Annotated in this window: 17 protein-coding genes; 12 read left to right on the forward strand and 5 right to left on the reverse strand. The window is 65.9% G+C overall.

Annotated features, from left to right (window positions below; all coding sequences use genetic code 11):
- The 5 genes from PLZ73_08555 to PLZ73_08575 all read right to left on the reverse strand — a co-directional run.
- Positions 1-1089, reverse strand: a 1089-nt coding sequence (locus tag PLZ73_08555) for a radical SAM protein (protein HOO77924.1), incomplete at its 3' end; no start/stop codon positions are given.
- A complete protein-coding gene (locus PLZ73_08560) occupies positions 1086-1946 on the reverse strand; it encodes a glycosyltransferase family 2 protein (protein ID HOO77925.1) in 861 nt (286 codons plus the stop codon). The genes PLZ73_08560 and PLZ73_08555, both read right to left, overlap by 4 nt.
- A gap of 21 nt (positions 1947-1967) precedes the next feature.
- The gene (locus PLZ73_08565) at positions 1968-4196 is read right to left on the reverse strand and encodes a glycosyltransferase family 39 protein (GenBank protein HOO77926.1); all 2229 of its coding nucleotides are present in this window, start codon (positions 4194-4196) and stop codon (positions 1968-1970) included.
- Positions 4193-6298 (reverse strand): glycosyltransferase family 39 protein, encoded by a 2106-nt coding sequence (locus PLZ73_08570; protein ID HOO77927.1) that lies wholly within the window; start codon positions 6296-6298, stop codon positions 4193-4195. The genes PLZ73_08565 and PLZ73_08570 overlap by 4 nt, the downstream gene beginning before the upstream one ends.
- A 9-nt stretch (positions 6299-6307) precedes the next feature.
- Positions 6308-6991 carry a hypothetical protein gene (locus tag PLZ73_08575; protein ID HOO77928.1) on the reverse strand — a complete coding sequence of 228 codons (684 nt, stop codon included), beginning with the start codon at positions 6989-6991 and terminating at the stop codon, positions 6308-6310.
- Between the two features lie 109 nt (positions 6992-7100).
- Here PLZ73_08575 and PLZ73_08580 point away from each other — a divergent pair, with 109 nt between their 5' ends.
- The 12 genes from PLZ73_08580 (at position 7101) to PLZ73_08635 (ending at position 19421) form a co-directional block, all read left to right on the forward strand.
- Positions 7101-9158, forward strand: a complete 2058-nt coding sequence (locus tag PLZ73_08580) for a hypothetical protein (protein HOO77929.1) — start codon at positions 7101-7103, stop codon at positions 9156-9158.
- Complete coding sequence (locus PLZ73_08585; protein HOO77930.1) at positions 9155-11374, forward strand: glycosyltransferase family 39 protein; 2220 nt, start codon at positions 9155-9157, stop codon at positions 11372-11374. The genes PLZ73_08580 and PLZ73_08585 overlap by 4 nt, the downstream gene beginning before the upstream one ends.
- Before the next feature lie 66 nt (positions 11375-11440).
- Complete coding sequence (locus PLZ73_08590; protein HOO77931.1) at positions 11441-12085, forward strand: nucleoside deaminase; 645 nt, start codon at positions 11441-11443, stop codon at positions 12083-12085.
- Between the two features lie 61 nt (positions 12086-12146).
- The gene (gene crcB, locus PLZ73_08595) at positions 12147-12530 is read left to right on the forward strand and encodes a fluoride efflux transporter CrcB (GenBank protein ID HOO77932.1); all 384 of its coding nucleotides are present in this window, start codon (positions 12147-12149) and stop codon (positions 12528-12530) included.
- Between the two features lie 10 nt (positions 12531-12540).
- Positions 12541-12885 carry a DUF190 domain-containing protein gene (locus PLZ73_08600; GenBank protein HOO77933.1) on the forward strand — a complete coding sequence of 115 codons (345 nt, stop codon included), beginning with the start codon at positions 12541-12543 and terminating at the stop codon, positions 12883-12885.
- A gap of 130 nt (positions 12886-13015) precedes the next feature.
- A complete protein-coding gene (locus PLZ73_08605; GenBank protein ID HOO77934.1) occupies positions 13016-13975 on the forward strand; it encodes an SDR family NAD(P)-dependent oxidoreductase in 960 nt (319 codons plus the stop codon).
- 16 nt (positions 13976-13991) lie between these two features.
- Positions 13992-14933: an NAD(P)-dependent oxidoreductase gene (locus tag PLZ73_08610; GenBank protein HOO77935.1), complete on the forward strand. Its 942-nt coding sequence runs from the start codon at positions 13992-13994 to the stop codon at positions 14931-14933.
- Positions 14926-15873, forward strand: a complete 948-nt coding sequence (locus tag PLZ73_08615) for an NAD(P)-dependent oxidoreductase (GenBank protein HOO77936.1) — start codon at positions 14926-14928, stop codon at positions 15871-15873. The genes PLZ73_08610 and PLZ73_08615 overlap by 8 nt, the downstream gene beginning before the upstream one ends.
- Entirely contained in the window at positions 15870-16832 is a 963-nt protein-coding gene (locus tag PLZ73_08620) for an NAD-dependent epimerase/dehydratase family protein (GenBank protein HOO77937.1), read from the forward strand. The genes PLZ73_08615 and PLZ73_08620 overlap by 4 nt, the downstream gene beginning before the upstream one ends.
- Positions 16829-17611, forward strand: coding sequence for an NAD(P)-dependent oxidoreductase (locus PLZ73_08625; GenBank protein HOO77938.1), 783 nt, complete (start codon positions 16829-16831; stop codon positions 17609-17611). The genes PLZ73_08620 and PLZ73_08625 overlap by 4 nt, the downstream gene beginning before the upstream one ends.
- A complete protein-coding gene (locus tag PLZ73_08630) occupies positions 17608-18624 on the forward strand; it encodes a kinase (protein HOO77939.1) in 1017 nt (338 codons plus the stop codon). The genes PLZ73_08625 and PLZ73_08630 overlap by 4 nt, the downstream gene beginning before the upstream one ends.
- Positions 18625-18692: 68 nt before the next feature.
- Entirely contained in the window at positions 18693-19421 is a 729-nt protein-coding gene (locus PLZ73_08635) for a glycosyltransferase family 2 protein (GenBank protein ID HOO77940.1), read from the forward strand.
- Positions 19422-19426 lie beyond the last annotated feature (5 nt).

The raw sequence follows: 19426 nt of genomic DNA on the forward strand, positions 1-19426 counted from the left end.
GTCGATGGTGCGCATGATGTCGTCCCGGGTTTCGGAGGGCGCTCCGATCATGAAATAGCCCAGGGTCTCGATCCCCAGTTTCTTGGTGGCGGCGAACGTTTCCCGGACCTGGTCGAGGGTGATCCCTTTGTTGAGGACGGCCAGGATCTTTTCGGTCCCGGCCTCCACCCCGTAATGGATGCGTTCGCAGTGGGCCCGGCGCAGGCGTTCCAGCATCGGGGCGTCGACGCAATCCACCCGGGCCCGGATGTCCCAACCGATATCGAGGCGCCGGCGGATGATTTCGTCGCAGACCTCCATTACCCGGGGCTTGCTCACGGTGAAGGTGTCGTCGTAGACCAGGAACTCGTGGATGCCCAACTCCAGGCAGGCCTCCATCTCGTCGACCACGTTGACGGCGCTGCGGGCCCGGAACCGCTTTCCCAGATGGGGTCTGCCGCAGAACGAGCAGCGGAAAGGGCATCCCCGGCTGGTGATCATGGTCGTGATCGGCTGGCGCTTGGCCATGACCGAGCTGTAGTTGCGCCAGGGGGTGAGGGTCCGGTCGGGGAAGGGAAGGGCGTCCAGGTCGGCGACCAGTTCCGCGGGGGGGTTGCGGTGAAAACCGTATTCGTCCGTCCAGGCCAGGCCCGGCACGCTCTCCCGCGCGCCCTTCCCGTCCAGGCAGTCGGCCAGGGCGGCGAAGCCGGCTTCTCCCTCCCCGGCCAGGACGTAATCGACGCCGTCCAGCCGTGCCGTCTCTTCCGGATAGATGAAGACATGCCCCCCGCCCACGACCACCGGGACCCCCGGGCACGCCTCCTTGACGGTGCGGACGGTCTTGACCACGTCCAGGAGGGTGAAGGTCATGGCGGTGATGCCGACCAGGCCGGCCTTCGCTTCCCGGATCCTGGCCTCCAGTTCCGGATAGGTCAGCTCCTCCACCTGGGCGTCGATCACCTCCACTTCATGCCCGGTTTTCTCCTTGAGGTAACCGCCGATATAGAGCAGCCCCAGCGGGGGGTTGAAGCCCCGCTCCTCGTCGATCAGGGCCGGGTTGTTCCCGGTGAGTTCGTTTTCCCGGGGCGGATTGATCAGAAGGACTTTCACCGCTGAATCCGCTTATCGATCAGGTCGGCGATCAGGGCCAGGCCCATCATCTGCAGCCCCGACATGATCACCACGATGACGGTTATATCCATGACCCGTCCCAACACGAATTTGCTGTAGACGAGGATGCCCGCGGCCAAGAGGAAGAGGAGGACGCCGGCGGGGACGAAAATCTTGAGGGGGTGGAAGTACAGGCTGGTTCTGAGGATGAGGTTGACCAGATTTCCCGTGTCCTGGACAGGGCGGAACTTGGAGCGTCCTTCCCGGTGGTGGTAGTTGATGGGAAGATAGGCGACGCGGTATCCGTTGCTGAGAAAAGCCAGGGTGATGGTGGTGGTGAAGGAGAATCCGTCCGGGAAGATGTTGAAGAAGCGCAGGGCCGCTTCGCGGTTGAAGACCCGCAGGCCCGAGTTCAAGTCCGGAATCTTCATCCCCGCCAGATAATTGGCCATGGCCCGCAGCAGCGCTTTCGGTATCCGGCGGTGGCAGGGGATCGCCACCCGATCCCCGGTCCGCGACCCCACCACCATGTCGTGGTCGCGGGCGCTCTCGAGGAGAGCGGGGATGGCGTCGATGGGGTAGGTGCCGTCGGCGTCGGTGATGAGGACGGTGTCGAACTTCGCCGCCCGGATGCCGTCCTTGAGCGAGGCCCCGTAACCCCGGTTGACGGGGTGCCGGATGAGCAAAGCCGCTTCCGGCGCCACCGCGGCCGCGGTCCCGTCGGTGGAGGCGTCGTCGACGACGATGACCTCGAAGTCCACCCCGCTGTCGGCCATGACCGACCGCACCTGCCCGACCACCGGGGCGATGCCCGATTCCTCGTTGTAAGCCGGTATGACTATCGATACCCCGTTCATGTGCGTTCCTCGGATTAAAAACTATATGCCCGGTTCGGGGGCAGTGTCAATCGCCCCCCCGGACTCCGGCAGGAAATAGTAGCCGACGATCTCGTCCCCCCACCGGTCCCTGATCTCTCCGAGCGCGCCGCGCGCCCCCGTGGATTCGACCGCCGCCTCCAGCGCCTTCCGGTTGGGGGGGTGGACCACCACCGCTCCCGGTTCGCTTCCCCGGGAGGCGCGCACCAGGGAGTCGGCGAGTCCGGCCGTCCCCGCGAAGTAGGCGCAGAGGGGATGGGCGGCGATTTCGTGGTAGTCGTAGTACCGGTGGATGTCGGTGTGATAACGGTAGAGCCTCCCCGTTTCCGGGTAGCAGAGAAAATCGATCGCCCGCGCCGGCCCCAGGGTGGTGTAGAAGCTTTCGAAGTGAACCTCGGTCCGCCGCCCCCGGCGGAAAAGGTCGGCAACGAAAAGCCCGACCGCGTTCGAATCCGGTTCCTTCATGGCGAAGTAGCGGGAGACGTTCAGGACCGTCAGGGGCAGGAGGTAGAGGACGACGGCCGCCGCCCCCAGGGAGATTCCGACCCGGCGCGTTTTTCCGGGGAAAAGTCCGAGGAACCTCGACCCCAGGGCGGTGATGAAGACCGCCGCCGCCAGGCAGATCAGGGGGATGCCGAGAATGAGGTGCCGCGGCGGCGAACCGATGGGTTTGACCAGGGCCATGAAAGGAACGGTTGCGGGCGCGATCCAGAGAACGAGAAACAGGTAGCGGGTGCGTTTCCAGTGGTACAGCGCCCAGGCCAGGCCCAGAACGGCGGGCAGGAAGACGGCCCGGTTGACCAGGCCGCCCTTGGGGGGATAGGTGAACGAGCCCGACCAGCGGTCGACGCAGAGGTTGAGGTAGAGGTCCTCAAGGTTGGTCAGGAGCTGGCCCGGCACCAGTTCCCAGCGCATGGACATATCCGCCCGCGATTCGCTGCCGATGAAGGGGTAGATGCTTCCCCCCTTGGAGCTTTTGTAGGCGGTGTCGGCGATCATCCCCAGGCTCCCGGCCTGGATGGAGAAAAAAACCGCGAAGACGGCCAGAAAGACGAGGAAGCCGGGCAGGTTGCGGCGGAAAAAACCGCGCCGCAGCGCGGCCCGCGCCACCCACAGCGCCAGAAGCATGGGGAGCACGATTTTGACCGGGAGGTAGCAGAAACCGTAGAAACTGAGGACGAACCCCAGGAAGAGATAGGGGAGGATCCGCTGGGAGCGGATGGCGGTGAAGAAGAGGTTGAAGACGAGCAGGGCGAAGGCGATGCTCATGCTCCCGAACATGCCGGCTCTGAAGATGGTCATATGCCAGGGGGAGATGGCGAAGAGCGCGGCGGCCAGGAGTCCGGCGCCGGGGGAGAAGAGCCGGGCACCCAACAGGTAGAGCAGGGCGATGGCGGCCATCCCCCAGAGGACGGAGATGCTTCGGAACGCGACCAGATGAACCCCGAAGAGGCGCATCATCTCGGCGGCGGGAACGGTAAAAAGCGCCGAACTGCAGGAATCCGCCCCGTAGGAGCGGGGAAAATAGGTCCAGATGAAATCGGTGGTGTCGGGGTCTCCTTCCAGAAGCTGGACGCCGACCAGGGCGTTGGTGGCTTCGAATTCGTCGAAACGGGGCTGGCTGTCGATCCGGTAGAAGCCGGCGGCGGTGGCGGCCAGCAGCAGAGCGCCCAGTCCGGCGGCGTACATCCCCCCCCGTTTCCCGCGCCCCGGCTCCGCGGGGCCCGGGAACAGCCCGGCGACCAGGACCGCTCCCGCCGCCAGCAGGTAGCGGATGAACCCCTCCCGGCCCAGGCCGTCGCTCAGTCGGTTTTCCGCACTCAGGGCCAGCGCCAGGGCCAGGGCCAGGAAGAGGAAGCCCCCGGCGCGCCGCCGCCGCGCCGCCGCCGCCGCGACCGCGGCCAGAAACAGCGCCGCGCCGCCGATCCCGAACAGGACTTCGCCGCGGTTTTTCATGAACAGGACGGCGGCGCCGGCGCCGCGGTCGATGGTTTCGAAAACGGGTCGCAGCGCCGGCAGCGAGCCTTCGGGACCGAAAGCCGTCTTCCGGGCGGCCGTCAGCACCCCGGCGAAAAACAGGGCGTACAGAACCGCCGCCGCCGTCCCCGCGGCCAGGGCCCGCCGGTTCGGCGGTACCCGCTCCCGGCGCAGGAACAGACCTCCGGCGACCAGGACCAGAGCCAGGGCCGCCATCCGAAAGACGGGAGCGAGGATGAAGCTCCCGGAACTCACGGCTCTTCCGGCACCGGCCGGTCGAAGATCGCCGTCCGGGCGATCCGTCTTCCGAACCGGTCCCTGGGTTCGTCGATCCGGGCTCCGGGCAGTTCCCGCGCCAGTTCCGGCACCCGGCGGGACGCCGGCTGCTGGTCGGCGACTACCAGCGCCGCCGGCCTCCCCCCGGCGGACAGCTCCCGGGCGGTCCGTTCGACCAGGTCGGGGCGGATGTAGCGGTATCCGTAGGCCGGTTTCCCGGAAGTATCGAGGAGGAGGAAGTTGATGGTCTTGCGGCTGAGATCGTTGATGGGGACCACGACCAGCTCGTATTCGCGCGGAAAGGAGAGAAGATAATCGTCGAACGAGCGTTCCTCGTCCCAGCGACCCGCCGGTTGGTTGCTGTCGAAAAAGACGTGACAGTTGAAGACTCCGATTCCGGCCAGTCCCGCCGCCGTCAGGACGGCCGCCGCCGCCCCGCCGGTTTTCCCCAGCGCCGCCCGGGCCAGGACGGAAAAGCGGGAAAGCGGGATCGCGGCCAGGCAGTAGATGAAGGGCCATGAAACCATCATTCGTCTGACCATCACCGGGGGCCGGGAGAGCAGGTTGGGGACGAGGAAGGCCGCCAGGAAGAAGAGCAGAAGCCGGTAGTTCAATTTTCGGATACGGGCCAGGGCGGTGCCGATTCCGAGGATGAAAAGGACCGAAACGCCCGGGTTGAAAAAGAGGTTTCCCCGCGGCCAGGGGTCGTAGTTGAAGTTGCGGGAAAAGAAGAAATCTTCTCCCAGCTTGAGCAGGTTTTCCCAGACCAGGGGAAGCCCCCGGAGGTAGTCGGCCTGGGGGGTGTAGAGATGGCCCTGGGTCCGGTGCCAGACCGATTCGTAGCCGGCGAAACTGGGGGCCATGACCCGGAAGACGGGGATGTTCAACACGGCCCCGATCGCGACGACGGCGAGGACCCCGGCGGCCAGGCCGGGCAGGTTTCCCCGCAGAAACCCCCGGTGGAAGAACAGGAAAAAGAGAATGAGAACCGCCGCCAGCAGCACCGGGTATTTGGCCGGTGAATAAAAATAACCGGCGAAGGAGCAGGCGGCCCCCAGCAGGATCCAGGAGGTGACGTCGCGCCGCAGCAGGGCCCTCAGCAGCAGGAACACGATAAGAAGGCTGACCGTCTGGGTCGAACAGAGCAGGAGCCCGATCCGGCTGTAGTTGATGTGGAGGGGGGAAACGGCCATGAGCAAGGCGGAAATCAGGGCCAGCCGTTTTCCGAAGAGGATGCCGACGATGCCGTAGGTGAGGAGGACGGACAGGGTGCCGTAGACGACCGGAACCAGCTTCAGGGAGGCCAGGGAAACCCCGAGGAGACGAAAGGAGAGGGCTACGCAGTAGGTGTAGACGGGGGAGAGGTTCAGATGCCCCAGCCCCCGCCAGATGGTGGAGGTCCAGAGGGAGGGAGCGTGTTGGCCGTTGAGGACGTTGAGCGCCTGCCAGGCATAGTCGGACTCGTAGTGGTCGAAGCGGACGGAAACCGCCCCCAGCAGGTGGACCCTGAGGGCGAAGGCGAGCAGGACCGTCAGGGCCGCCATCGCCGCAGCCGGCACGCCTTCAGCCCAGGGCCGTCCCCCGGATCGAAGCGGGGACGGGGAAGCCGCGGCCGAGGCGAAGGCGTAGACGCCTCCCGCCACCAGGAACAGGGGTCCCCAGAAGAAGTTCCAGGCGCTCAGGAAGACGCCGCCGGCCAGGGCGAAGGACAAGCCCAGAACCAGGAGGATGAAGCCGGCGCCCCCCTTCCTCCGGGCCACCCCCGCCCAGAGGATCAGTCCCGCCGCCAGGGCGGCCGCCGCGCGCCGGAGCAGGGGCAGGTGGGGAAAAAGCCAGTCGTCCAGCGCCCGCCCCGCCTTCACCGCGGGGTCCACGATTTTTCCGGTGAGGGCGGAGGTGCCTCCGGGGAGGACGGCCGCCGCCCAACACCCCCATCCGATCGCGGCCGCGGTCGCCAGGACCAGGAGGGTCTTCCACCGGGTCCGGCGGTAGGCCGGCGCCGTGAAGAACCCCTTGACCGCCAGCCCGGCCGCTATTCCGCCGGCGCCCAGAACGAGCAGGATGATCCGGGACGGTTGCATGGGCCGGGGTCAGTCCGAGAAGGATATCTTCATGTTGGTGTAGGCCGGTCCCGCGTCCTTGGCTTCCATCCGGTTGATTTCATGGAAGAAGCGGTCGTCGAAGACCGGATCCTCCCCCGGCCATCCCCCCGAACCGCGGTAGACGTGGGTGTTGCGCCCTCCGGGCCAGGTGCAGCCTACGAAAATGACGGCGTCTTCGCTGCTGAACGAAAATTCGCTCCAATCCCCGGTTTCCTTCGCGGTCAGGAATTCGGAACGGGCGATCTCCCGGTCGGGTTTGTTGTCGCCGTTGCGGTCGGCGAAGGCCACGATGTGAAATCCGCCGTCTTCTCCCTCCAGGGCGTGGGCGATGCGGACGGTCACGGTGCTCCCGGTTTTCTTTTCGGGCTTGACCCGCCAGACCCAGAGGACATAGTTGCCCTGGGTGTTATGGATGTTGCCGGTCATCAGGCCTTTTTCGGCCATCTCCCGGGGCATCGTCGGCGGTTTGCGGGGTCGGGGCGCGGCCCGGTCGGGGGCTTCCCGGGAGTCGCGGCCGGCGGAGGAGAAAAGGCTCTTGACCCAGGCCGCCGCTCCCCCGGCCGGTCCCCGGGGGAAGAAGGGCCGAACGGTATCGTAGGCTACCGCCAGAAAGAGCGCCACCCCGGCGACTATCAAGACGTTGCCCCACAATCTGCGGCTGAACAGTTTCATAGCGATCCCCGTTTGGTTGGTTCCCGGTCAAAAAGAATACCACCCCCGCTGGGGGAGCACTATAATACGGTGATTTACAGCCGAAACTCAAGCGCCGCCTGGGTGAATAATGCCGCGTACCCTGATCGAGAAACGTCTGGAACTGGTCCTCTTCCTCGTTCTTCTGTTCAGTTTCGCTTATTTTTACCAGGGAGGGGGGGCCAATCAGAACGCCCGCCTCGACCAGATCCGTTCCATCGTCGAGTACGGCCAGCTCAACCTCAAGGGGACGGCCGGGAGCCACGACATCGTCCAGGTGGGGCGCAGGACTTATCCCAACAAGGCTCCGGGGATAGTGTTGGCGGGCACGCTCCCCTTCCTGGCGGCCGCGTGGCTCAAGGGGCCCGCCCTGCTCCTGGTGGAGGAGAGGTATCTCTACCTCTTCGTCAGCTACCTGGTCACCGTCCTGACGGTGGGAGCGGTCTGCGCCGCGGGGGGAGTGGTCTTCTTCCGGCTTCTGGGGCTGTTCGACGGGCGCCCCGCCCCCCGGCTTCTGGCAGTCGCCGCCCTCTTCGTCGGCACTCCGGCTTTCGCTTATTCCACCATGCTCTACGGCCATATGGCGGGATCGGTCTGGGCGCTGCTTTCCTTCTACCTCCTCTATAAGTACTCCTGCGTTCTGCCTCACGCCCCCCGTGCCCGGTTTTTTATTTTCCTCTCGGGGCTCTCCGGCGGTTGGGCGGTGGTGACGGAATATCCCACCATCGTCATCGTCGCGGTTCTATCCCTGTACTGCCTGTTCCGCTCCGCCCGGCTGCGCACCGGGCGCTGGTGGGGGAACGCGGGAGCGTTCCTGCTCGGGGCCCTCTTCCCGGCTCTGGTGCTGCTCGGGTACAACCGGGCGGTCTTCGGCCGCTGGCTGTACGTGGCCTACTTCGACAAGCGCGCCGCCGCCCACTCCGCCTATAAGCGGGGCCCGGTGTTGGGGTTTTCCTTCCAACTGCGCACGTTCCTCAACGTGGTCTGGCAGACCTCCTTCGGCGCCTATCGGGGTTTTTTCCACCTCTCCCCGTTCCTGGTTCTGATTTTCCCCGGCACCTGGTACCTGGCCCGCCGCCGGGGCGGGGGCGGCCTGGCCCTGGCGATCTGGTTCATGGCTCTGGCTTATTTCGCCCTCAATTCGGTCTACCCCTACTGGTACGGAGGCAAGGCTCTCGGCCCCCGGCACGCCATGGAGATGCTCCCCTGGCTGGTGCTGCTGGCGTTTTTCTGTATCCGGCGCCTTCCGCTTCTCTCGGGGGCACTGGTCGCGGTTTCCGCGGCCTTGATGCTGGTCGCGGTTTCGGTCCGGCCGGAGGAGTACGTGACCCGGCCTTTCCGGGACCTCTACTTCGAGTGTTTCCAGGACGGCGCCCTCGCCATCCGGGGGGAGCCCAGTTTCGTCAACGCCGGCGAGTTCAATTCGTTCAATGTGGGCCAGCTTCTGGGGCTGCCGGGCCGTTCCAGCCTCGTTCCCCTGCTGGCCGTCTGGTTCGCGGGAGGACTGTTCATGAGTATAGTTTCGCTGCGTCACCGCGCCGACGGCGCCGCTTCGGTCTCGTCGGCCGCGGTCAGGATCCTGGGAGCGGTGGTCGTGCTCCTCCTCGTTCTCGAGGGAGTCACGCTCTATCGGCTCATGCGGCTGGAGGAGGAGGTCGCCCTGCTCACCGACACCGGGGAATACCGGGTTCCCCCCGGTGAAATTCCGGCCGCCCAGGTCAGGGAGAAAGCTTCTCCCGGCCACCGTCTCCAGGTCTGGGAAGTGCTCAAGCCCTACGCCCCCGGCGACCTGGTCACGGTCAAGGCCGAACACGCCGCCGGCGGGGATAAAGGCGGGTTCTCCATCATCGCTTTCGCCGACCGCAACGGCGACGGCCGCCCCGACATCGAGATCAGCCGTTCCCCCTTCCTCGCCGGCCGCCGGGCCGGAGACTGGAGCCAATGGAGCTTCCGGGCGCCGACGGGAAAGATATTCGTCGGCTACACCTGGCGCGAAGGCGCCCGGGTGTACTTCGAGCGCACCGGATGGAAGGATGCGAGTTTCTCCCCGGAGATGTATTACTCCTCGGGAGAACTCCCCACGCTCTCCACCAGCCCCCGGGCCAGTAACCTGGCGGTGGAGATCGGCGCCGGCGGGGCGGCGCGGTGAGTCTCGGTTCCCGGACCCGCTTCTGGGTCCTCCTGATTTTTCTCGGCAACCTGGGCCTGCGCCTGGCCCTGGTCTCCTGGAATTACGCCACCTACACCGACAGCATCGACTACATGACCGCCCTCGACCGGGTGAGGGGGACCATCATCCTCCCCGGTTATCCCTTCGCCGTCGACCTGCTCGAGCTTCTCACCGGCGATCCCCAACTGGCCGGGCGCCTGGTTTCGATCGTCTTCGCTTCCCTGTGCGTTTTTCCGCTCTACGGTCTGGGCCGGATCGTCTGCGGCCGGCGCGCCGGGCTTTTGACCGTGCTCTTCTACAGCGTTTCTCCGCTGCTTCTGCGCTGGTCGCTGCGGGTGTTCCCCCACGGAATGTACGCTTTCCTGGTGCTCGCCTTCCTCTACGGGATCTTCCGTTCCCTGGAGAGCGGTTCGGTCTGGTGGCTGGCGGCCGGCGTATTCTGCGGCGGCCTGGGCGTCGTAACCTATCCCACCGGCCTCATCCTGGTCCCCGTCGCCCTGGCGGCCGTGGCCGGCCACCTGTTCCGGACCGCGGCCCGGGAACGTTCCGGGCCGTACTGGTGGGCGGTTTTCCTGGGGGGCTGGGCGGCGCTCGGGGCCGCGTTCGCCGCTTTTCCGGCCTGGCGTTCGGCGCCCGAGGCCGCGCTGGCGTTTCTGCTGGGGATCTTTCCGTTGGGGCTCCCCGGTCCCGCCGCGCTCTGGCCGATTCTGCTGCTGGGCGCCGGCTGGGGGACGGCGCTTGTGGTCGTCTCCTACCTGCTGCCCGCCCGCGGCGGGCGCCCCGGCCGTTCCCTGAGGCGCCCCCTGGAGCTGCTGGCCCTGGCCGCCGCCTTCTCCGGCTACGCTTTCCTCCATGTCTGGCAGCGCTATCTTTCCATGAGCACCTGGTACCAGGAAGGGATGAAGAACTCCATGCGTTCGCTGTCCGGGCGCTGGGAGCAATGGCTGACGTATTATCTTCAGTCCTATCCGTACGTTCTCGTCTACCCCGTCGCCGCCTTGGCGTTGGTGGGCCTGGTCCTCGTCGCCCGGCGCGCCCGGAGAAGCGCGGTCGTCGCCGCCTGGCTCGTCTTCTTCATCTATTTTCTGGCCGGGGTTTTCTACACCCTGGTGGCGAACAAATGGTGGACTCCCCGCTACCAGTACACCCTGGTCGCCGTTACCCTTCCTTTGGCCGGGTGCGGCCTTTCGGTCTTTTTCGATTCCCCCCGGCGCCTCCTGCGCGGCCTGGGTTGGGGGCTTCTCCTCCTTTCCCTGGGCGCCTCCGCGGTTTTCACGGCTTTCGTTCTCTACTGGTCTCGCGACAGTTTCGCCGACATCCGGCGCAGCGCCGACTATATCCGCGAGCACCTTTCCGGCCGCCGCGTCTACTCCAGCGAACTCCGCAAGGTGGGATGGTGGGCCCGGACCCCCGTACGGGGCTATACTTCCGGATCCCGGAGCTCGGTCCGTCCCGGCGATTATGTCCTCCTGGTCGGCTGGCACACCAACCTTGCCACCGAACTGCGCTACCTTTCCTCCCGGTATCCCCTCCGGGAAGTCCACCGCGAGACCGTAACCATCAGGGGGCTGCTCGCGGACGATATCGTCGACTGGGCCGGCCGGCGCCTCTCGCGCCGGGCCAACTCCCCGGTCTGCTGGGAAGAGAGGTTCCGCCCGCAGACCCTGGAGAGCCTGATCGTGGAAGTGCTCGATCCGGAAACGGGCGCGGGGCCCGACCAGGGGCGCCTCCTGCTCCCTGCCCCCGGCGACCTCCCGGTGGGAGGGGTCGAGCACGCCGACTACTTCGATTCCGGTTTCTGGGAGGTGTCCCCTCCGCCGGCCGCCGGAAGCGCGGTCGTGGTGGAGATGGCCCATGCCCGCCCCGGGGCCGAGGGGTCCTTCCGGATGGCGGCTTACGCCGACGAAGACGGAGACGGACTTCCCGACCGTCTCCTGGCCGAGTCCCCGCTGCTGGAGTCGGAACGAGCGGGCGAATGGTCCCGCTGGGAATTCACCTCCCCCGGGGGAAGAATTTTCGTGGGAAGCCGCTGGAGCCTGGGCAATTGGATCTACTACGAACGCGGCCGCTGGATCGACCAGCCTCTCGGGGAAGTGATGTTCTATTCCCGGGGAGGGGAACCCCGCAACAAGGCCAACCCCATCGTCACCAACCTCAAGGTCTCCTTCGCCGCCGCCACGGCGCCGGCCCCCTGATCTTTCCGGATCGGTCTTGGCGGAGCCCGGGGGGATGGGGTATGCTCGGAGCCGGGGAGGAAGGACATGACGCAAAACCCGAAAACTCGCCGTCCCGGCCGGGAGGCCGGCTGCGATCCGGTCCTCATCAGCCGCCTGCTGGAGCTGATGGAGAACGAGATCGTCCCCCTCACCCGGCGGGAGGTGGCCCGGGGGAACAAGATCTTCGGGGCCGCGGTTCTGAAGAAAGGCGATCTCTCCACCGTGGTCGTCGGTTCCAACAACGAGATCGAAAACCCGCTCTGGCACGGCGAGGTTCACACCATCAAGCTGCTCTACGAACTGCCCCGGGACCTGCGTCCCCACCCCCGCGATCTGATATTTTTCTCCACGCACGAGCCGTGCCCGCTCTGCCTCTCCGCCATCGCCTGGGCCGGTTTCGACGTTTTCTATTACTTTTTCAGCCACGAGGATTCCCGGGATTCCTTCGGGATCGGGCACGACCTCGCCATCCTCAAGGAAGTTTTCAAGCAGGAGCCGGGAGGGTACGCCCGGAGCAACCGGTATTGGACGGGGTACGGTCTCAAGGATCTTATCGCCGCCTGCGCCCGGGAGGACCGGGAGGCGTTCGCCGACCGGGTCGGCAGGCTGGAGGCCGATTACGAGCGGTTATCCGGGCTCTACCAGGCGAATAAAGCCCGGATCGACAGCAAGGATATCCCTCTGCGGTGATCCGCCGCGGGCCGGTTTCCGGTCCGGCGCCCGCGGGCGGGGCCGGGGGGAGGGAAGGGACATGGCGTTGAAGAATCTCCTGATCGTGGGACTGGGCGGGTTCGTCGGTTCGGTTCTCCGCTACTCGGTTTCGGGCTGGGTTCAGCGTCTGGCCCCCGAGGGATCTTTCCCCCTGGGCACCCTGGCCGTCAATGTGACGGGATGCCTGGTCCTGGGTTTTCTGGGGGGGCTGGCGGAGAACCTGGAGGTGTTCGCTCCCGGGACCCGGGTCTTCGTCTTTCTCGGCGTTCTGGGAGGCTTCACGACCTTTTCGTCCTTCGGTTACGAAACCGCGGCCATGCTCCGAGACGGCCAGATGCTGGGGGGGCTGGCCAACATCGGCCTCCAGGTACTGCTCGGCCTGGGCGCGGTCATGGCCGGTTACGGCCTGTCTACCCTGGAGTGAGGTGAACGACATGTTTCCGGTGAACGGACGGCTTTTGCGGATTTTCGTGGGGGAGAGCGACCGGTACGAAGGAATGCCCCTCTACCAGTGGATCGTACGACGGGCGCGGGAATCGGGGTTGGCCGGAGTTACGGTACTTCGGGGTATGGAGGGTTTCGGCCCCGACAGCAGGATGCACACCGCCAGGATACTGAGGCTGGCCCAGGACCTGCCCATCGTGATCGAAATCATCGATACCCCCGAGAAGATCGCCTCCTTCGTCCCCGACGTCGACCGGGTCATCGCCGAAGGCTTGATGACCCTGGAAGAAGTGCAGGTGCGCTTTTACCGTGCCGGCGCCGCGGAAGGTGAGTGAACGGCGCCGGCCGCCGTGCGGTTACGGTTGCGGTCGGAGCTTCCGAGGTGATATTTTCATGGCTTAACGGCGGGATCGGATTCCGTGCCCGCCCGCACCCGGCCGGTACGGCGGGAAAGAGAGCGGCAAGATGATCGAAGGCAAACGGATACTGCTCACCGGCGGCGCCGGTTTTATCGGGACCAACCTCTGCCGGGCCCTGGCCGACGCCAACCGGCTGGTGGTCTTCGACAACCAGCACCGCGACGCCATCCATTTCACCGCGCTGACCAGTCATCCCAACGTCACCTTCATCAAGGGCGACGTCCTCGACCCGGCTTCGGTCCGGCGGGCCATGGCCGGTTGTTCCCAGGTGATACATCTGGCCGCCATCGCCGGGATCGACACCGTCAACCGCCGCCCGACCGTGACCATGAACGTGAATATGCAGGGAACCCGCAACGTCCTGGAGGCGGCGGTGGAGGAGGGGGTGGAACGGCTGATCGATTTTTCCACCAGCGAAGTCTACGGTTCCTTCGTTTACAACGCCGACGAGGGCGATTCCACCATCCACGGCCGGGTGGGGGTGCTGCGCTGGATCTACGCCGTGAGCAAACTCGCCGCCGAGCATATGACCCACTGTTACCACGAGGAGTACGGGCTCCCCACCGTCACCATCCGTCCCTTCAACGTCTACGGCCCCTACCAGGTGGGGGAGGGGGCGATCCAGCGGTTTTGCCTGGCCGCGCTCGCGGGCGAGCCTCTCTGGATCAACGGCGACGGCTCCCAGATCCGGGCGTGGTGCTACATCGACGACTTCGTCCGCGGGGTCCTGCTCTGTCTGGAAAAACCCGCGGCGCTGGGCGAGGTCTTCAACATCGGCAACCACACCGCGGCCGTGACCATCCTCGATCTGGCCGAGCGTATCATCCGCCTGGCCGGGTCCTCCTCGACGGTGAACCACCGCGACGAACTGGGAGCGGACGTGGCCCTGCGCATTCCCAGCACCCGCAAGGCCCGGGAACTGCTGGGGTTCGTTCCCGAGATCAAGCTGGACGAGGGTCTTCGGCGCACCATCGACTGGTACCGAGAGTACGCCCCCAGGTTGTGAAGCCGGAGACGCAGGGATGAGAGTTCTGATCGCGGGGGCCAACGGCTTTGTCGGGCGCAATCTCCTGCTCGGGCTCGGCGCCGGCCGGGACCTCTACGGCGTCGATCTCGGCCCCGGACTGGAGGAGTTCGTTCGGCGACGGGGTCTGGCCGGGGTCAGGTGCGCCGCCTGCGACCTGGCCGATCGGGAAGCGGTCGCCGCCCTGGCCCGGGACTGGGGTGACGACTTCGACGCGGTCGTCTACCTGGCGGGGAACGGAGACCCCGCCCGCTCCGTGGCCGACCCCGCCTTCGATCTGCGCAGCGCCCCCCTGAGCCTGGTCACCTTCCTTTCGGCATTCCGGGCCCGGCGGTTCGTTTATTTCTCCTCGGGCGCGGTGTACGACCGGATCCGGGGCGCGGTTTCGCCCCGGACCCCGGTCGAGCCCGTGCTCCCCTATGCGGTGGGGAAATACGCCTGCGAACGCTATATCCGCTTTTTTCGGGAACGGGAACGGATCGGAAGCTACGTCGTTCTGCGGTTCTTCGGCGCGTACGGCCCCTGGGAACCCGCCCGCAAGATCTACACCCGGCTCGTCCGCCGGTTCGCCCTGGAGCGCCGTCCCGACTTCGAAATCCGAGGGGACGGCAGCAACCTCATCGACGCCATGTACGTCGAGGACGCCGTCCGGGCCGTGGGCCTGGTCCTCGATTCCGGGGTTGCCGATCGGACCGTGGATTTCTGCGTCGGGAGTCCGCTGACCCTCAGGGCCCTGGTCGAAACGGCGGCCCGCGAGTTCGGGCTCGAACCCGACCTCCGCTGCCGGGGAACCGTTCCCGAGTACATCGAGTTCCGTCCGTCGCCCGAGGAGATGCGCGAACTTTTCGGTTTCAGGCCGGAGATCCCCCTGAACGAGGGGCTGCGCCGGTTGGCGGAACACCTGCGCGCGGCAACGTTTGGAGAAGAAAGCCATGTCTGAGAGGAAACGAAACGTTCTCGTCACCGGCGGGGCCGGATATGTCGGATCGGTGATGGTCGGCGAGTTCCTGCGCCGGGGCTTCCGGGTGACCGTACTCGACGACTTCCGCTTCAGCCGCACTTCGCTCCTGCACCTGGTGGGGGAACCGGGGTTGGAGGTGGTTCGAGGCGACGTCCGGGACCGGTCCCTGCTCAAGCCCCTGGTGGCGGCGGCGGACGTCATCGTCCCCCTCGCCGCGGTGGTCGGCGCCCCCGCCTGCTCCCTGCATCCGGGGGAGGCCCGGAGCGTCAACACCGGGGCCGTTCGGCTCCTCAACGATCTGCGCAGCCGTTCCCAGCCGGTGCTTTTCCCGGTGACCAACAGCGGCTACGGGATCGGGGAGAAGGGGGTCTACTGCGACGAGAACACGCCGCTGCGGCCCATCTCCCTGTACGGGAAAACCAAGGTCGAAGCCGAGAAGCTGCTGATGGACAAGGGGGGGGTCGTCGCTTTCCGGCTGGCCACCGCCTTCGGGGTTTCGCCCCGGATGCGGGTGGATCTGCTCGTCAACGATTTCACCTACCGGGCGGTAAAGGACCGGTGCGTGGTCCTTTTCGAGGAGCACTTCAAGCGCAACTATATCCACGTTCGGGATATCGCCCGCGCGTTCCTCTTCGGGCTCGAACGTTTCGGAACCATGAAGGACCAGGCGTATAACGTCGGTCTCAGCAACGCCAATCTTTCCAAGCTCGAGCTCTGCCGGGTGATCAAAAAGCACGTCCCCGAATTGGTGATCATCACGTCCGACATCGGCCGCGACCCCGACCGCCGCGATTACATCGTCAGCAACGCCAAGATCGAGGCCGCCGGATTCAAGCCCCGCTATTCCCTCGACTACGGGATCCGCACCCTGATCAAAGCCTATGGCTTCATCAAGAACTCGATCTACGACAACCAGTGAAAACCGCCGCCGATAGTTCCGCTCCCATCCTGGTAACCGGAGCTTCCGGCTTCCTCGGCCGGCACATCGTCCCCGTTCTCAGGGAGCGGTACGGCGCCGACCGGGTGGTGGGCGTTTCCTCCTCGGATTACGATCTGACCGAGCAGGACCAGGTCCGGGCCATGTACCGCGACATCGCCCCGGGACGGGTCGTAGCTCTGGCCGGCTACGTGGGCGGCATCGGCGCCAACCGCGACTACCCCGCCGACTTCTTCTACCGCAATATCGTCATGAACACCCTGACCATCCATGAAGGTTGGAGGGCGGGCGCGGAGAAACTCCTGGCGGTGATGGGGGGGTGCAGCTATTCGGCGACCGCCCCGTCCCCCCTCCGCGAGGAACAGATCTGGGACGGGTTCCCGGCGGCGGAGAGCGCCCCGTATTCCATGGCCAAGAAGATGGGCCTGCTCCAGGCGGCCGCCTACCGCGCCCAGTACGGGTTCAACGCCGTCGTCCTCGTTCCCGGGAACGTCTACGGCGAATACGACAACTTCGAGCTGGCCAACTCCCACGTCGTCCCGGCCATGATCAGGAAATTTCACGAGGCCGCCCTCCGCCGGGAACCGCGGGTCGTCCTCTGGGGCAGCGGATCCCCCACCCGGGACTTCGTCTACGCCGCCGACGTCGCCGGGCTCTTTCCCTGGTTCCTCGACCGTTACGACAGCTCCGAACCGGTGAACCTCTCCACCGGGGTCTCCACCTCGATCCGGGAACTGGCGGTCCTGACCGCCGAACTGACCGGGTACCGGGGGGAGATCGTCTGGGACACCTCCCAGCCGGACGGGAAAAAGTACAAGATCTTCGCGGCCGACCGGCTCCACGGCCTGGGCCTTTCCTGTCCCACTCCGCTGCGGGAAGGCCTGGAGAAGACGGTGCGTTGGTTCGCCGAACACTACGGACGGGGGGACGTCCGGCTGTGAAGGCCGTGGTCCTGGGGGGTAAGGGGTTCGTGGGCTCGGCCCTGGTCCGGGAAGCCGAGCGCCGGGAAATCGAGTGCCTGGCCGTCGACCTCGACAATTACCGGGAGTGCCGGGGGACGGAGTGCGACCTCTTCATCAACGCCGCCGGCAACTCCCGCAAGTACCTGGCCGCCCGCGAGCCCGCCGAGGATTTCCGTATTTCCCTGGGAGGGCTGATCTCGTCTTTCGGGGATTTCCGGTTTTCCCATTACGTCTACATCTCCAGCGTCGACGTCTACCCCGACCCTTCCTCCCCCGCCCGAACCCGCGAGGAAGCCGTCATCGACGTCGCCTCCGTCTCCAACTACGGGCTCCATAAATACCTGGGAGAGCAGATGGTCAGGCACTACGCTTCCTCCTGGCTGATCCTGCGGCTGGGGGGGATCCTGGGGCCCGGCCTGAAGAAGAACCCGGTCTACGACCTCCTCCATGGGATCCCGCTCCGGGTCTCCGAAGAGTCCCGCTACCAGTACCTCGACGCCGGTTTTTTCTCCGGTGCCGTCTTCGCCCTGGCGGCGGCCGGCCGATGGGGGGAGGTCTACAACGCCTGCGGACGGGGGACGGTGGCCCTGCGCGAAGTGCGCCGGATGCTGGATGCCCCCCCGGAGCCGGCACCGGCCTCCGTCCCCGTGGAGCACTACCGGATCAACAACGACAAACTGGGCGAGTTCACGGAAATACCGGCCACTGCCGACACCGTCCGGGATTTCATCGCCGCCAGGGAAGCGAGGCAGCCATGATCATTTCCCAGACCCCGGTCAGGGTGAGTTTTTTCGGGGGAGGCACCGACTTCCCCGAGTATTTCGAGGAGCACCCCGCCGCGGTGCTCTCCACCACCATCGACAAATACGGCTACCTGACGGTCAGCTACCTCAGCGGTTTTTTCGACTATCGGATCAAGGCCTCGTATTCGCGGGCGGAGACCGTGGCCACGGTCGACGAACTCAAGCATCCGGCGATCAAGGCCTGCCTGCGGTTTCTGGGGATCGAGGAGAACATCGAGATCAACTACTTTTCCGACCTCCCGGCCCGGACCGGCCTGGGAACGTCATCGTCCTTCGTGGTCGGCCTCCTCAACGCGCTCTACGCCTACCAGGGCCGGCGGGTTTCGGCCGATCAACTGGCCCGGGAAGCCGTCTACGTCGAACGGGAACTGGTGGGGGAAAACGTGGGGCTCCAGGATCAGTACGCCGCCGCCTACGGAGGGCTCAACTACATCGGGTTCCACCCGGGACGGGTCGTCAAGATCGAGCCCATCATCTGCCCCCCGGAGACGATCGAGCTTCTCGACCGCAATCTCATGCTTTTCTACACCGGTATCCAGCGCTATTCCGAAACCATCCAGCAGGAACACGTGGCCAGGATCGGATCCAACCTCGGCCACCTGGCCGACCTGGCGGCGCTGGCGCCGGCCGGAAGGGACCTGCTCGAGAGCCGCCGGCCCGACCTCAGGGAGTTCGGGCGCCTGCTCCACGAAAGCTGGCTTCTGAAAAAGTCCATGGGAAGCGGCGTCTCCATCCCCGAGATCGACCGGATGTACGAGGCGGCCCGGAGCGCCGGCGCCTTGGGGGGAAAACTGCTGGGCGCCGGCGGCGGCGGCTTCCTCCTCCTCTACGTCGAGGAGCCCTGCCGCCCGGCGGTGAGAAAGGCCCTGGCCTCCAAGCTCGAAGTGACTTTCAATTTCGAGAGCAACGGGACCCACATCGTTTTTTACGACCCCCAGCGCCTGGCGCCTCCGCCGGACCCGGTCTGACCCCGTCGCCTCCGCGGCGCAGATTAAAGGTGCAAAACGCCGCGGGCTTGTGTGATAATTCCCGACCCATGGAACCGATCAGCATAATCGTATCCACCTTCAACGAGGAGGACACCATCGTCGGGGTCCTCGAGGGGCTGGCCGCCCACGCTCCGGGGTCCGAGATCCTCGTCGTTCACGGCGGCCGCGACGGAACCGCCGAAGCCGCCCGGAGATGGGGCAAGGAGCGCCCCGAGATCGATCTCAAGGTCATCCGCAATTTCGGGGACGTGGGGAAGGGCCACGCCATCAAACTGGGGATCAGCGTCGCTTCCCACCCGGTCATGCTCCAGTTCGACGCCGACCTCCAGTTTTCCCCGGCGGACATCCCCGCGATGGTCGAACCGCTGTCCGCCGGCGAAGCGGACCTGGTGGTGGGGTCCCGGTTCATGAAAGGGGTCGACAAATCCGCTTACCGTTCCAGTTTCTTCCGCGACCTGGGCAACACCCTGCTCAACCGCTGGATCTCCGTTCTGGCCGGGAGTGCCTTTACCGACGTCACCACCGGGATGAAGGCCTGGACGGCGGAAGCCGTCTGGAAGATCCCCTTTCGGGACAACCGCTACGTTTACGAGATGGAGATCGTGGTCCGGGGAGCCCTGGCCGGTCTCAGGATCGTTCAGATCCCGGTCGTGTACGCCAGCCGCCAGGGGGGCGCTTCCGGCCACGGTTCCGGGCTCCGGGAGTTCTGGAGCATCGCCCGGACCGGGTTCATGATCGGTTGCCGGGCCCTGGAGATCCGCTTGGGGATCTGGTAGGTTTT

The sequence above is a fragment of the bacterium genome (genome assembly GCA_035380285.1).
Taxonomy (GTDB): Bacteria; Auribacterota; Erginobacteria; order Erginobacterales; family DAOSXE01; genus DAOSXE01.

What these genes read in the sequence shown, in the direction of transcription:
- PLZ73_08560 (HOO77925.1), bottom strand. Translation starts at nt 1,946, where the DNA reads ATGAACGGGGTATCGATAGTCATACCGGCTTACAACGAGGAATCGGGC.
- PLZ73_08570 (HOO77927.1), bottom strand. Translation starts at nt 6,298, where the DNA reads ATGCAACCGTCCCGGATCATCCTGCTCGTTCTGGGCGCCGGCGGAATA.
- PLZ73_08575 (HOO77928.1), bottom strand. Translation starts at nt 6,991, where the DNA reads ATGAAACTGTTCAGCCGCAGATTGTGGGGCAACGTCTTGATAGTCGCC.
- PLZ73_08580 (HOO77929.1), top strand. Translation starts at nt 7,101, where the DNA reads ATGCCGCGTACCCTGATCGAGAAACGTCTGGAACTGGTCCTCTTCCTC.
- PLZ73_08590 (HOO77931.1), top strand. Translation starts at nt 11,441, where the DNA reads ATGACGCAAAACCCGAAAACTCGCCGTCCCGGCCGGGAGGCCGGCTGC.
- crcB (HOO77932.1), top strand. Translation starts at nt 12,147, where the DNA reads ATGGCGTTGAAGAATCTCCTGATCGTGGGACTGGGCGGGTTCGTCGGT.
- PLZ73_08600 (HOO77933.1), top strand. Translation starts at nt 12,541, where the DNA reads ATGTTTCCGGTGAACGGACGGCTTTTGCGGATTTTCGTGGGGGAGAGC.
- PLZ73_08605 (HOO77934.1), top strand. Translation starts at nt 13,016, where the DNA reads ATGATCGAAGGCAAACGGATACTGCTCACCGGCGGCGCCGGTTTTATC.
- PLZ73_08610 (HOO77935.1), top strand. Translation starts at nt 13,992, where the DNA reads ATGAGAGTTCTGATCGCGGGGGCCAACGGCTTTGTCGGGCGCAATCTC.
- PLZ73_08615 (HOO77936.1), top strand. Translation starts at nt 14,926, where the DNA reads ATGTCTGAGAGGAAACGAAACGTTCTCGTCACCGGCGGGGCCGGATAT.
- PLZ73_08630 (HOO77939.1), top strand. Translation starts at nt 17,608, where the DNA reads ATGATCATTTCCCAGACCCCGGTCAGGGTGAGTTTTTTCGGGGGAGGC.
- PLZ73_08635 (HOO77940.1), top strand. Translation starts at nt 18,693, where the DNA reads ATGGAACCGATCAGCATAATCGTATCCACCTTCAACGAGGAGGACACC.